Source organism: Planomonospora parontospora, from assembly GCA_014647935.1.
GTDB lineage: Bacteria > Actinomycetota > Actinomycetes > Streptosporangiales > Streptosporangiaceae > Planomonospora > Planomonospora parontospora.
Window position 1 is genome coordinate 232,335 of the sequence record BMQD01000010.1, and the last position, 11,952, is coordinate 244,286.

Below are 11,952 nucleotides of genomic sequence, written 5' to 3' on the forward strand. Positions count from 1 at the left end.
CCCTTCCCGGCGGCGCCGCACCGGCGCGGGGACCAGGGCGGGCGCCCCGCCGGTTCCGGCGCCGGACCGGCGCGCACGGGCCCGCCATCGGGTCCTACCGCTCCCGGACCGGCGCTTGACCGGGCTTTGACCCGGCCCCGTCGCCCGCCCCCCGGCCGGGCCACCCGGCGGGGGTGACGAACAGCCCGCTCGCCTCGGCCAGCGCGGTGCCGTCCGGAAGGGCGATGCGGCCCTCGGCCCAGGTCTTGCGCCCTTCCGACCTCGTGTACTCCGCGGTGGCGACCAGCGGCTCGCCGTACGGCACCGGCCTGCGGTAGCGCAGGGTCAGGGTCCCGGTCACACCGGGGAAACCGGCCGCCGCCACGGCCTCGCCCAGCAGGTGGTCGAGGATCATCGCGCTGACGCCGCCGTGCACCGAGGCGGGCGGGCCCGCGTGGACCGGCCGGAAGCTCAGCTCGGCGCGGACCGTGCGCTCCGGGGTGACCCGGACGACCAGCGGGAGGGCGTGCGGGTTGGCGGAGCCGGTGACCGCGTTGCCCACGTTCCTGGGGACGCCTCCGGGACCGAGCTCGAACGACCGGGGGGACTCGCGCCGCAGCGCGCCGAGCCGCTCCGTGAGAGCGGCCAGTTCGGCGGCGACGGCGGTGATCTCACTCTCCGGGACGTCCGTCAGCACGACCGCGTCGGCCAGGGCGCGGGCCCGGCGGCTGAGTTCGACCAGGGCGGCGAGGCGGGCCTCGGCGTCCTCCGTGGGGGTGACGTCGATCGTCATGGCAGTATATTAGAACACGTTCTATAGAATCTCATTCGGATCCGGTAGGGACTTCGCCACGCCCGGGTTACGTAGATTTTTTCGTTGGACCGGTTTACTGGAAGAAATCCCCAAAAGCCCGCTGACGTCGGACTTTCTGCCCTCCGGGGCGTCCCTGCGGGCTTGATGTCCGCTTGGGGTGGTCTTGACCTGTCCTTATCTGCGGGTAGCCTCCCTCGTCACGGAAGACCACCGACCAATGGTGCCGCCACACGCACCCCGCTCCTCTCCCCTGAGGTGCGCGCGTGAACGCGCCATCGTCCGACCTGACCTCCCGTAAGCCCGGTCGCGGGGCGGCGCGACCATGCCCCCATGGCTTGCGGAGGGTCCCCCACTTCCATATGACACCTGAGATCGAAAAGTTCATCGAGCTGCTCGAGAGCCAGCTCGGCTACGCCGAGAAGAGCAGCGGCTACACCAAGTTCGGCGACTGGTACGGCAGCACCGTCGACATCGACGAGGACTTCGCCAACGCCCCCTGGTGCGACATGTACCTGTCGTGGGCGGCCAAGAAGCTCGGTTACGAGGACTGGATCGGCCAGTTCGCCTACACCGTGTACCACGCCCAGTGGTTCAAGGAGCAGGACGCCTGGGGGACCACCCCCAAGCCCGGCGCCATCGTCTTCTTCGACTGGACGGGCACGAACAAGATCAGCCACATCGACCACGTCGGGATCGTCACCCGGGTGGACGGCGGGACCATCCACACCATCGAGGGCAACATCGACGGCGGCGTCGCCAAGCGCAAGGAGCGCGACACCAGCAAGGTCGTCGGCTACGGCTACCCGGAGAAGATCAAGGCCCGGCTGGACAGGGAGGCCACCGAGAAGCAGGCGGTCAACACCTCCGCCGACGTGTCAGGGGGCAACTCCGTCTTCCTGGAGCCCCCGACCAGCCTGTTCTCCGTGATCCCCGCTCCGGTCCCCCTCCCCTTCGGGAAGGAGGACGCCTCGCCCGAGAAGGCCGTCCAGGCCGCGGCCGAGCCCGCCCGGAAGGCGCAGGCCGCCCAGCCCCCCCGGAAGGCCACCTCGAAGGCCGGCACGGAGAAGGCGCCCGCGAAGGCCGCGGCCGCCCCGGAGGAGACCGCTTCCTCCGGCACGACCGCCGAGGCCGCCGCCACGGCCCCGGTCACGGCGTCCGCCCCCGTTCCGGCCGCCGCCGGCCGTACCGCCCCGGGCAAGCACGCCAAGCCCGCCGCCGCCGACACCCAGGCGATCGCCACGGCTCCGGCCGCCGCCGGCGGCCTGACCCCCGCCACTCCCGACCTGTCGAGCCCCACCGTGCTGGCCCCGGTCCTGCTCGCCGCCGCCGCGATCATCGCCCACACCAAGATCAAGCAGTCGGGGCTGCGCCTGGCCTTCTCCACCGGAGGCTCCGAGCGCCCGTCCCGCCGCGCCGCCGGTTCCCACCGCACCGGGGGCCGCCGCCGCGCACCCGGCCGCCGCAGGCTCACCGCGGGCACCCCGCTCACCCGGAGGTCCTTCGCCTCGCAGGAGTTCTCCGCCACCCGGGAGACGCCCCCCACCGGTGGGGTCCCCGTGCTCCCCTCCGTGCCCGAGACCACTGTGGCAGCCGGGCTCGCGCCGGTCCCGACCTCCGAGTTCCCCTCGGTCACGACCCCCGTGGCCCGCATCGAGGAGGCGGTCTCCGCCGAGCGGCCCCGCCTCCCCTACCAGGGCAGGCGCCGCCTCCGGGAACGCCCGGTGGTGGAGTCCTCGACCTTCGTCCAGGACGCGCCGCTGCGGGGCCGCCGCCACCGCAGAGCGGAGTCCTCGACCTTCGTCCAGGACGCGCCGCTGCGGGGCCGCCGCCACCGCCGGACCGAGTCGGCCGTCAGCACGACCATCCCGGCCGCCCTGCCCGCCGAACACGGCGACCTGCTCGCCCCCGCCGGTCCGGACCTCCTCGACGCCCCGCCCTCCGGCGGGTACCGGGGCCGTCGCCGCCGGGAGGCCGTACCGGTCTGATCGGCCCGCCGGGACGGCCGGGCGCTCCCGGCCCGTCCCGGCGGCGAGGGCGGACCGGGGACGCTCACGCGTGGGCGGGTCCGGCTCCGCGCACGTTCAGCATGATCGCGTAGACGGAGGTCGAGGCGGTCACGAACAGCCAGTTCCGCTTCAGCCCGCCGAAGACCAGATTGGAGGTCTTCTCCGGGAGGCGGAGCCTGCCGATGAGGGTGCCGTCCGGGGCGAGGCAGTGCACGCCCTCGTGCGTGGCGGCCCAGATCCGGCCGGTGTCGTCGAGCCTGATCCCGTCCAGCCCTCCCGCGGCGCACTCGGCGAGCACCCCGCCGCCCGACAGGGTGCCGTCGTCACGCACGTCGAAGGACCTCAGGTGCCCGCGCCTGGTGTCGGCGACGTAGAGCAGCCTTTCGTCGGGGGAGAAGGCCAGCCCGTTGGGCCTGGCGAAGTCGCCTGCCACGACGCGGACCTCGCCGGTGACCGGATCGACGCGGTAGACGTTGTCCGCGCCGATCTCGCTGTCCGCCCGGTGCCCCTCGTAGTCGCTGGTGATGCCGTAGGAGGGGTCGGTGAACCAGATCGAGCCGTCGGACCTGACCACCACGTCGTTGGGGCTGTTGAGCCGCCTGCCCTCCCAGCGGTCGGCGATCACGGTGATCGAGCCGTCGTGTTCGGTGCGCGTGACCCGGCGGTTGCCCTGTTCGCAGGAGACCAGCCGGCCCAGGGTGTCGAGGGTGTGGCCGTTGGTGTGGCCCGCGGGGGCCCGGAAGGGGCCGACCGCACCGGTCAGCTCGTCCCACCGGAGCATCCGGTCGTTGGGGATGTCGCTCCAGAGCAGATAGCGGCCCGCGGGAACGTAGACGGGTCCCTCGGCCCACCGGCAGCCCCGGTGGATCCGCTCGACGCGCTCGTCCCCGCCGACCGCGGCGAAGCGCTCGTCCAGGACGTCGAACTCGGCGGGAATGGTTTCGGTCACGAGAAGAGCAAAGCGGACCGAATGCCATCATGTCAAACAAGCTTTGATCTTGATATCATCCCGTCATGGACGATATAGACAAGATGCTGATCGGCCTGCTCCAGGAGGACGCCACCCAGTCGTACGCCGCGCTCGGCGCGGCCGTGGGCCTGTCGGGCGGCGCGGCGCACGAGCGGGTCAGGAAGCTGCGCGAGCGCGGGCTGATCCGGCGCACCACCGTGGAGATCGACGCCGCGGCGGCCGGCCGGCCGGTGCTGGCCTACGTGATGGTCGACGGGAACACCTGGATGGGCGGCACCGCCGAGGCGCTCCGGGCCATCCCCGAGATCGAGGAGGCGCACGTGATCGCAGGCCCGGCCTCGCTCCTGGTCAAGGTCCGCACGTCGAGCACCCGGGAGCTGCAGGAGGTGCTGCGCAGGGTGTTCGGGGTCGACGGGGTCTCGGCGACGCAGACGGTCGTCGTGCTCGAGACCTTCTTCGAGCGCGGCGTCCACGTCCCGGGACCCCAGCGGCCGGGGTGAGCCGGCCCGCCCCCGGCACGGCGCCCCTCCGGCCCGGGCGGCCCCGGTCCGGCGCCGCTCAGGCGCGGGCGGCCCCGGTCCGGCGCCGCTCAGGCGCGCGGCGCTCAAGCACCGCACCGCTCAGGCGCGCGTGGCGCCGACGAGATCCCGCTCCCGGTCCTCGCCCGGGTCCTCCTCGTCGTGGCCCTCGATGGAGAGGTCGGGCAGGATCCGGTCCAGCCAGGCCGGGCACCACCAGTTGTAGCGGCCGAGCAGGACCATGGTCGCCGGGACCAGGAAGCCCCGGATGATCGTGGCGTCCACCGCCACCGCCACCGCCAGGCCGACACCGAAGATCTTGACCATGGGGTCGGGGTAGGCGATGAAGGCGACGAACACGGAAACCATGATCAACGCCGCTGAGGTGATCACCCGCCCGGTCGAGCCCAGCCCCTCCGCCACGGCCCTGCGGTTGTCGCCGTGCCTCAGGTAGGCCTGCCGCACGGCGGTCAGCAGGAACACCTCGTAGTCCATCGACAGGCCGAACAGCACCGCGAACAGCATCAGCGGGATGTAGCTGTCGATCGGCACCGAGAAGAACAGCGTGGTCAGGTAGGACATGTCCACGCCGGCCGGCGGGTCCATGCCGACCAGCCCGCTGCCCAGCCCGAGGGAGAAGACCAGGGAGAGCGCGCCGAAGGCGGCGCCGAGCGAGACCAGGTTCATCAGCGCGGCCTTGACCGCCACCACCGGGGAGCGGAACGCCAGGAGCAGCAGCAGCGCGCTGAGCAGCACCACGACGCCGACGACCATCGGAGTGCGGTCGGCGATCCTGGCGCCGGCGTCGGCCATCCCCGCCACCTCGCCGCCCACGTGCACGCTCGCCCCCTCGATGCGCAGCCCGCGCACCGCCTTGACGACCTCCAGGGCCCGGGGGTCGCTGGGCGCGAACTCCGGGACGACCTGGAGCATCACGGCGGTCCCCGCGGAGTTGAGCACCGGCTCGCCCGCGTGCGCCACGCCCTCGACCGCGCCGACCCGCTCCTTGAGCGTCCGGAGTACGGCGGGCGCGGGCTCCCGGTCGGTGACCGGCTCCCGCAGATCGGCGACCACGACCAGCGGCCCGTTGCTGCCCGGCCCGAACCCGGCCTGCATGAGCTCGTAGGAACGGCGGGCGTCGGTGCCCCGGTCGCCGTAGCCCTCGTCGAGCGGGCCCAGCTTGAGCGCGAGGGCCGGCGCGGTGAGCGCGGCCAGCACCGCGACGCTGAGCGCGAGCACGCGCCAGGGCCGCCGGGAGACCCACCTGCCCAGCCCCGTCCAGCCCGAGGAGCCGTCCGCGGGCCGGCGGCGGCCCGCCAGCGGCAGGCGCAGCGCGTCGACCCGGTGACCGAGCAGGCCGAGCAGGGCCGGGACCAGGGTGATCGAGGTGAGCACCGCGCAGACGACCGAGATGCCGGTGATCCAGCCGAGTGTCTGCAGCATCGGGAACCCGCCGAGCAGCAGCGCGCTGAGTGCGATGATCACCGTGCCGCCGGCGAAGACCACGGCGCCGCCCGAGCCCGCGGCCGTCCGGCGGACCGCGTCGTGCACCGCCAGCCCGTCGTCCAGCAGCTTGCGGTGCCTGCTCAGCAGGAAGAGCGCGTAGTCGATGCCGACGCCGAGCCCGATCATCGTCGCCATGATCGAGGCCTGCTTGGGCACGTCCACGAGGTGGCCGAGCAGGCTGATCACGCCCAGGCCGGTCGCGATGCTGACCAGGGCGGTGAAGATCGGGATCATCGCGGCGACCAGCGTGCCGAAGGCGAACAGCAGGACGAGCAGCGCGCAGGCGACGCCGATGACCTCGCTGGCGCCGGTCTTGATCTCCTTGTCGGCAGGGGTCCCCGAGTCGGCGGGCACCGCCTCGATGCCGAGCCGCCGGACGGGCTCGGCCGCGGCGGACAGCGCCCTCGTGGTCTCGGCCAGCCGGGAGGCGTCGTTGCCCTCCAGCCGGACCGTGATCAGGCCGATCTGCAGGCTGGGGGCCAGGCCGCCGATCCGGTAGGGCGTCAGCACCTCGGTGACGTGCGGGACCCGCCGGATCGCGTCCACGGCGCGCTGCACGGCGCTCTTGCGCCGCTCGTCGATCAGCGGGCCGTCGGCGGAGTAGAGCACGATCTGGACGGTGCCGCCCCGGTCGTAACCGGGGCCGAAGCCGTCGCGCATCAGGTCGTGGGCGCGCTGCGCGTCCGTGCCGGGGATCGCGACGTTGTTGCTGACCGGTCCGGGGAACAGCAGCGACCCGGCGGTCAGCGCTGCCGCCAGCAGGACCCAGAGTGCCAGCACGACCGCGCCGCGCCGTGCGCACCATCCACCCAGTCGCCCCAGCAACCCAGACATCGGGACCGCCCTATTGAGATCTCAGTCGTACACGCGGGGCACCGCCCGGCACCGGTATGTACGGGAGTGCTTACCGAAAGCCTAGGGGTGAACCTCCCACAGCATCCTCTGTGACGGATAAATGAGACGATGGCCACATCGGGTCAGGAACGCCGTTTCCGCTCACGGGGTCTCCGCGGATCCCGGGATCGCCGAACCCGCCGTGCTCGTCGGCTCGGCGGGCTCCCCGGGGTCCGGCGCGGCGGTCGGCTCCTCCCCCGGACCGGGCCCGCTCTGCGCCCCGACCCCGACGGTGATCACTACCGTGGCACCCGGCCGGACGCACCCGCCCGGGCCCGCGCTCTGCGCCAGGACCGTCCCGACCCGCGCCCCGTCCACCAGCCGCGCCCGCGCCCGTACGGCGAAGCCCGCCGCGGCCAGCGCACTGCGCGCGTCCGCCTCGGCCGAGCCGACCACCGAGGGCACCTCCGCCCCGCGCCGTGACACCGTGATCGCGACCGCGTCACCCGAGGAGGCACGCTCGCCCGCCCCCGGGCTGGTCGCGACCACCTGTCCGGAAGGCCGGTCCGAGCAGAGCGCCGTCACCGCCCCGGCACTCAGCCCCGCCGCCCGGAGCACCTCCCCGGCCGCCTTCCTGCGCAGTCCCACCAGCTCGGGGACGGGCACGCCCGCCGAGACCCTCAGCTGGACTCTGGTGCCCCTGGCCACCAGGGTCCGCGCCTCCGGCAGGCTCCCGAGCACCCGGCCGATCCGTTCCGCGGAGTCGACCTGGACGACGCTCCCCGCGGCCAGCCCGGCGCGTTCGAGGACACGGAGCGCCTCGGAACGCTCCAGGCCCGCTACCGCCGGCACCGCGACCCCTCCGGTCGGGACCGTGGCCGGTCCCCCCGCGCCGGGGATGTTCCTGGCCGGCACGGTGCCGTGCTCCCTGCGGGGGACCGCCGGACCGGACTCCGTACTGGTCTCCGCCCGCTCGGCGAGGACCGGCGCCCCGGACTCCGCCGGCGGCACCGGCGTCCACCCTCCCCCGGCCGGTCCCCCGTTCCCGCTCAGAGCCGGGACCAGCACCCCCACCAGTACGGCGGCGCTGACCAGAAGCGATCCGGAGACCGCCACCGACGCCCTGGTGGCCGCCCTGCCGGGGTGCGTGCGCGTCCCGGCGGGTTCCTCCTCCGCGAGGCTCCGCACGGCCCCGGTCTCCCGCCAGGGAGCGGGGATCGCGCTCGCCGGGATGGCGCTCGCCGGGAACGGGCTCGCGGGAAACGGGCGGGCGGAGACCGAGCGGATGGAGACGGGCCCGGCCGGGACGGAACGGACGGGGACCTCGTCCAGGGGGAGCGGCCGCTCCCCCGTCCGCCGCCCCTCTCCTCCGCGGCCCCCGCCCCCGCCTCCGCCGACCCCGGTGACGGCGCCGGTCTCGCCGCCCGGGCCGGAGGCGAGGCCGCCCCCGCCGTCCCCGCCGGCCTCGGCACCGGCTGCGGGCCCGGTGCCGTCACCGGGGTCGGCGCCGTCACCGTCGCCGAGCAGCGTGAGCAGGAGCTCTCGGCTCGTGGGCCGGTTGCGGGGGTCCTTGTCCAGGCAGGCGGCGACCAGAGCGGCGAGCCAGCCGTCGAGGTCACCCAGCTCCGGCTGCGCGGTGAGGATGCGGTGCAGCACGGCCGCGATCGAGTCCTGCCCGAACGGCGCCTGGGCGTTGGCCGCGAAGCACATGGTCGCGCCCCAGGAGAAGACGTCGGCGGCCGGGTCGATCTCGGCCCCCTCCACCTGCTCCGGCGCCATGTAGGCGGGGGTGCCCGCGCCGCGCCCGCTCTGGGTGGCCGCCGCGTCCAGCGCCCGGGCCAGCCCGAAGTCGATGACCCGGGGCCCGTCGGGACCGAGCAGCACGTTCTGCGGTTTGAAGTCCCGATGGACGATCCCCGCCCGGTGGATCGCGGTGAGCGCGGTGGCCGCGCCGATCGCCAGCCGCTCCAGCGCGCCGTCCCTCCGCGGCCCGCCGACGGCGACCTCCCGGTGCAGGGACGGCCCGTCGACGAACTCGCTGACGATGTAGGGGCGGTCGTCGGCCAGCCCCGCGTCGATCACCTGCGCGGTGCAGAACCGGGCCACCTGCTTGGCCAGGCCCACCTCGCGCAGGAACGCCTCCCGCTCGTCGGTGATCCGGCCGTGCAGCAGCTTGACCGCGTACGGCTCGGGAGCGGTGTCGGGACGCATCCCGAGGTACACCGATCCCTGGCCGCCCTCGCCCAGACGGCCGACGATCGCGTACGCGCCCAGCCTTTCGGGATCCCCCGGTCTGAGCGGCTGCGCATACGGCACACGGGCCTCCCCTCGCCGCCACTCCTCCACTCAGGAGAAGGCATCCCCCGCAGTCGCCGCAAGTCAATCCCCCGTGCCCGTGACCGTGACACTCATGTGATGCTCAGGCCAGGCCCATCTCCGACAGGGCCAGCTCCATGAAGGCGCCGATCGGCTCGTCCACCGCGCCGATCCGGTGCAGGGCGGCCATCCCGAGGTAGACGCTGTAGCCGGCGACCGCGCGCCCCCGGGCGAGGTCCGGCGGCTGCCCGGCCTCCTCCAGCGTGGCCCCCATGAACTCCAGCCGCCGCATGCTCACCCGCCGGGCCGTCTCGGCGGCGAGCGGGTCGTCGGCCGCGCTGACGAGCTGGAAGGCGACCTTGGAGTCCGCCGGGTCGCCGAAGGCGAACTCCAGCAGCGTGCGCATGCGCAGCACCGGGTCGGAGACCTCCAGCAGCCCTTCGATGATCTCCTCGGTGCCGGTCTCCCAGAGCGCCAGCGCCGCCTCGACCAGCGCCCGGCGGTTGGCGAAGTGCCAGTAGAAACTGCCCTTCGTGGTGCCGAGCCGTACGGCCACCGGCTCCACCGCCACCGCCGCCAGGCCGCCCTCGGCCAGCGCCTCCAGCGCCGCCCTCGCCCAGTCCCCCGCATTCAGCCGACCCACCCGCACAGTCTTCCATACGGGGGCGTACAGTCGGACCGTACGCAACCGTATGGAGGAACCCCGTGGTGTATAACATGCACGAACGCCTCATCCCCGCCTCGCCCGAACGCGTCTGGGACCTGCTGATGGGGCTCGGCGGCGAGGGCGACCGGCTCTGGCCCCAGGAGAAGGGCGCCTTCCGCCTCCCCGAGGGCGCCCACCCCGGGGCCCCCGTCGAGCACGGCCCGATGCACTACCGCGTCGGCGCCGTCGAGCCTGGCCGCCGCCTGTGGTTCGACACCCGGGAGATGACCGGCGGGCACGGCTTCACCCTCCACCCCGCCGAGGGCGGCACCCTCGTCCGGCACGAGATCAAGGGCCGGACCACCGGCCTGTTCCGGCTCCTGTGGCCGGTGCTCATCCGGTGGCAGCACGACGCGGTGCTCGAACGGCTCCTCGACAACCTGGAGCGCGAGGCCGGGCGCGCCGTCGCGGGGTGACCCCCGGGTCGCCGGCCCCCGGCCCGGCGGGCGGGGCGCCCCGGCGCGAGCCGGTAGCCTGGCCGGGTGCTGGAAGAGATCGCGGCGACCCGCTACGTGACGCCCCTGCGGGAGGGCGGGTCGCTGCCCGGTGTGATGGAGGCCGACGACCTCGGCACCTACGCCGTGAAGTTCCGGGGCGCCGGGCAGGGCCGCCGGGTGCTCGTCGCGGAGGTCCTCTGCGCCGAGCTGGCCAGGCGGCTCGGCTTCCGCACCCCCGAGCTCAAGGTGATCGACGTGGACCCGCAGCTCGGCGCCCGCGAGCCCGACGAGGAGATCCAGGACCTGCTCAAGGCCAGTGCCGGGCGCAACCTCGCCGTCGACTTCCTGCCCGGCGCGCTCGGCTTCGAGCCGCTCGCCTGGCCGCCGGACCCCGCCCTCGCCTCCCGGCTGCTCTGGTTCGACGCGCTGATCCACAACGTCGACCGCAGCTGGCGCAACCCCAACCTGCTGCTCTGGCACGGCGACGTCTGGCTGATCGACCACGGCGCGGCCCTGTGGTTCCACCACAACTGGCGCACCGCCGACCCCCAGCGCGGCTTCGACTCCGGCGACCACGTCCTGGCGCCGTTCGCCACCGAGATGGCCGCCGCCGACGCCGAGCTGAGCGAGCTGATCACCCCGGACCTGCTCGACGCCGTGACGGGCGAGGTGCCCGGCGAGTGGCTGGAGGACGAGCCCGGCTTCGCCGACGCGCAGGCCGTACGGCGGGCCTACGCCGAGCACCTGCTGGCCCGCGCGCACGGCCCGAGGGCCTGGCTGCCCGAGCCCGCCGCCGGACCGCCGCAGGACCGGCGGGAGCAGAAGACCGGCTCGATCGGCACGTTCTGGAAGGGCGCCCGGTGAAAGACGTCTACGAGTACGCCGTCATCCGGGTCGTCCCGCGCGTCGAGCGCGGCGAGCTGATCAACGCGGGCGTGCTGCTGTACTGCCAGCCGCGCGGCTACCTGTGCGCCCGCGTGGAGCTGGACGAGCCGCGGCTGCGCGCCCTGGACACCCGCACCGACGTCGAGGCGGTACGGCACGCGCTCGACGCCTACCGGCTCTCCTGCACCGAGGACGCGGGCCCGCTGGCCGCGGAGTCGCTCGGCAGCCGGTTCCGCTGGCTGACCGCGCCGCGCAGCACGATCGTGCAGGCCGGCCCGGTCCACGCGGGCCTCACCGCCGACCCCGAGGCCGAGCTGGACCACCTGATGTCCCGCCTGGTCCGCGCGGCCTGAGCGGAGTGGCGGGACGTCCCCGTCCGGGCTCACGCACGGCCCAGCCCCTGGGCCAGCAGGGTCGCCGTTCTGGCGATCACGCTGTTGTCCATGATCGCGGCGGGGTCGTTGCGGTTGGTGTAGACGGCGATGATCAGCGGCGCGCCCGACGGCGGCCAGGCGACGGCGATGTCGCTACCCGGGGCGTAGGCGCCGGCGGCGCCCCCGGTCTTGTCACCCACGACCCAGTTCGGCGGGAGACCCCTGCGGATGCGCTCGGTGCCAGTGGTGCTGGCCCGCAGCCAGCCGTTCAGCCGCTGCCGGTCCTGGGGGCGCAGGGCACCGCTCACAGTGAGCTTCTACAGGCTGCGGGCCATGAACACGGGCTTGACGGTGTCGCGCCTCTCTCCCGGCTTCCACTCGTTGAGCTGCGGCTCCCAGCGGTCGAGCCGCCCGGCCGGATCTCCGAGCGAGCGGTAGTAGCGGGTCAGTCCTGCAGGACCGCTGATCTGCTCGAGCAGCACGTTCCCCGCGGTGTTGTCGCTGACCGTGATCGCGGCGTGGCGCAGGCGTTCGGCGGTCATGCCGTTCTCGATGTTCTCCGGCCGTCCGGTGATCGGAGAGTCTCGGACCACCTCGCAGCGGGAGG

The 11,952-nt window shown here is 74.0% G+C and carries 10 protein-coding genes and 1 pseudogene; 5 read left to right on the top strand and 6 right to left on the bottom strand.

Annotated features, from left to right (window positions below; all coding sequences use genetic code 11):
* Positions 1 to 94: 94 nt before the first annotated feature.
* Positions 95 to 772, bottom strand: a complete 678-nt coding sequence (locus IEZ07_RS17765; protein ID WP_191895756.1) for a PaaI family thioesterase — start codon at positions 770 to 772, stop codon at positions 95 to 97.
* A 380-nt stretch (positions 773 to 1,152) separates the two neighbouring features.
* Between IEZ07_RS17765 and IEZ07_RS17770 the strand changes: the two genes are divergently transcribed.
* Positions 1,153 to 2,778: a CHAP domain-containing protein gene (locus IEZ07_RS17770; RefSeq protein ID WP_191895757.1), complete on the top strand. Its 1,626-nt coding sequence runs from the start codon at positions 1,153 to 1,155 to the stop codon at positions 2,776 to 2,778.
* Positions 2,779 to 2,842: 64 nt separating this feature from the next.
* Here IEZ07_RS17770 and IEZ07_RS17775 read toward each other — a convergent pair whose 3' ends face one another.
* On the bottom strand, positions 2,843 to 3,748 hold the full coding sequence (locus tag IEZ07_RS17775; RefSeq protein ID WP_191895758.1) for an SMP-30/gluconolactonase/LRE family protein: 906 nt from the start codon (positions 3,746 to 3,748) through the stop codon (positions 2,843 to 2,845).
* 65 nt (positions 3,749 to 3,813) lie between these two features.
* Between IEZ07_RS17775 and IEZ07_RS17780 the strand changes: the two genes are divergently transcribed.
* On the top strand, positions 3,814 to 4,269 hold the full coding sequence (locus IEZ07_RS17780) for an Lrp/AsnC family transcriptional regulator (RefSeq protein ID WP_191895759.1): 456 nt from the start codon (positions 3,814 to 3,816) through the stop codon (positions 4,267 to 4,269).
* A 120-nt stretch (positions 4,270 to 4,389) separates the two neighbouring features.
* Here IEZ07_RS17780 and IEZ07_RS17785 read toward each other — a convergent pair whose 3' ends face one another.
* From IEZ07_RS17785 to IEZ07_RS17795, 3 genes are all read right to left on the bottom strand, one after another.
* Positions 4,390 to 6,627 (bottom strand): MMPL family transporter, encoded by a 2,238-nt coding sequence (locus tag IEZ07_RS17785; protein WP_191895760.1) that lies wholly within the window; start codon positions 6,625 to 6,627, stop codon positions 4,390 to 4,392.
* 162 nt (positions 6,628 to 6,789) lie between these two features.
* Entirely contained in the window at positions 6,790 to 8,943 is a 2,154-nt protein-coding gene (locus tag IEZ07_RS17790) for a protein kinase domain-containing protein (protein WP_191895761.1), read from the bottom strand.
* A 103-nt stretch (positions 8,944 to 9,046) separates the two neighbouring features.
* The gene (locus tag IEZ07_RS17795) at positions 9,047 to 9,586 is read right to left on the bottom strand and encodes a TetR/AcrR family transcriptional regulator (RefSeq protein ID WP_239320090.1); all 540 of its coding nucleotides are present in this window, start codon (positions 9,584 to 9,586) and stop codon (positions 9,047 to 9,049) included.
* 74 nt (positions 9,587 to 9,660) lie between these two features.
* Here IEZ07_RS17795 and IEZ07_RS17800 point away from each other — a divergent pair, with 74 nt between their 5' ends.
* The 3 genes from IEZ07_RS17800 to IEZ07_RS17810 all read left to right on the top strand — a co-directional run bounded on the left by IEZ07_RS17800 (position 9,661) and on the right by IEZ07_RS17810 (position 11,324).
* Positions 9,661 to 10,065, top strand: coding sequence for an SRPBCC family protein (locus tag IEZ07_RS17800; RefSeq protein ID WP_191895762.1), 405 nt, complete (start codon positions 9,661 to 9,663; stop codon positions 10,063 to 10,065).
* Positions 10,066 to 10,131: 66 nt separating this feature from the next.
* On the top strand, positions 10,132 to 10,950 hold the full coding sequence (locus IEZ07_RS17805) for a HipA family kinase (protein ID WP_191895763.1): 819 nt from the start codon (positions 10,132 to 10,134) through the stop codon (positions 10,948 to 10,950).
* A complete protein-coding gene (locus IEZ07_RS17810) occupies positions 10,947 to 11,324 on the top strand; it encodes a DUF3037 domain-containing protein (protein ID WP_191895764.1) in 378 nt (125 codons plus the stop codon). Before IEZ07_RS17805 ends, IEZ07_RS17810 begins: the two co-directional genes overlap by 4 nt.
* A 29-nt stretch (positions 11,325 to 11,353) precedes the next feature.
* On the opposite strand, the pseudogene IEZ07_RS35755 reads toward IEZ07_RS17810, so the two are convergent.
* A pseudogene (locus tag IEZ07_RS35755) lies at positions 11,354 to 11,887 on the bottom strand (serine hydrolase).
* Positions 11,888 to 11,952: the final 65 nt, after the last annotated feature.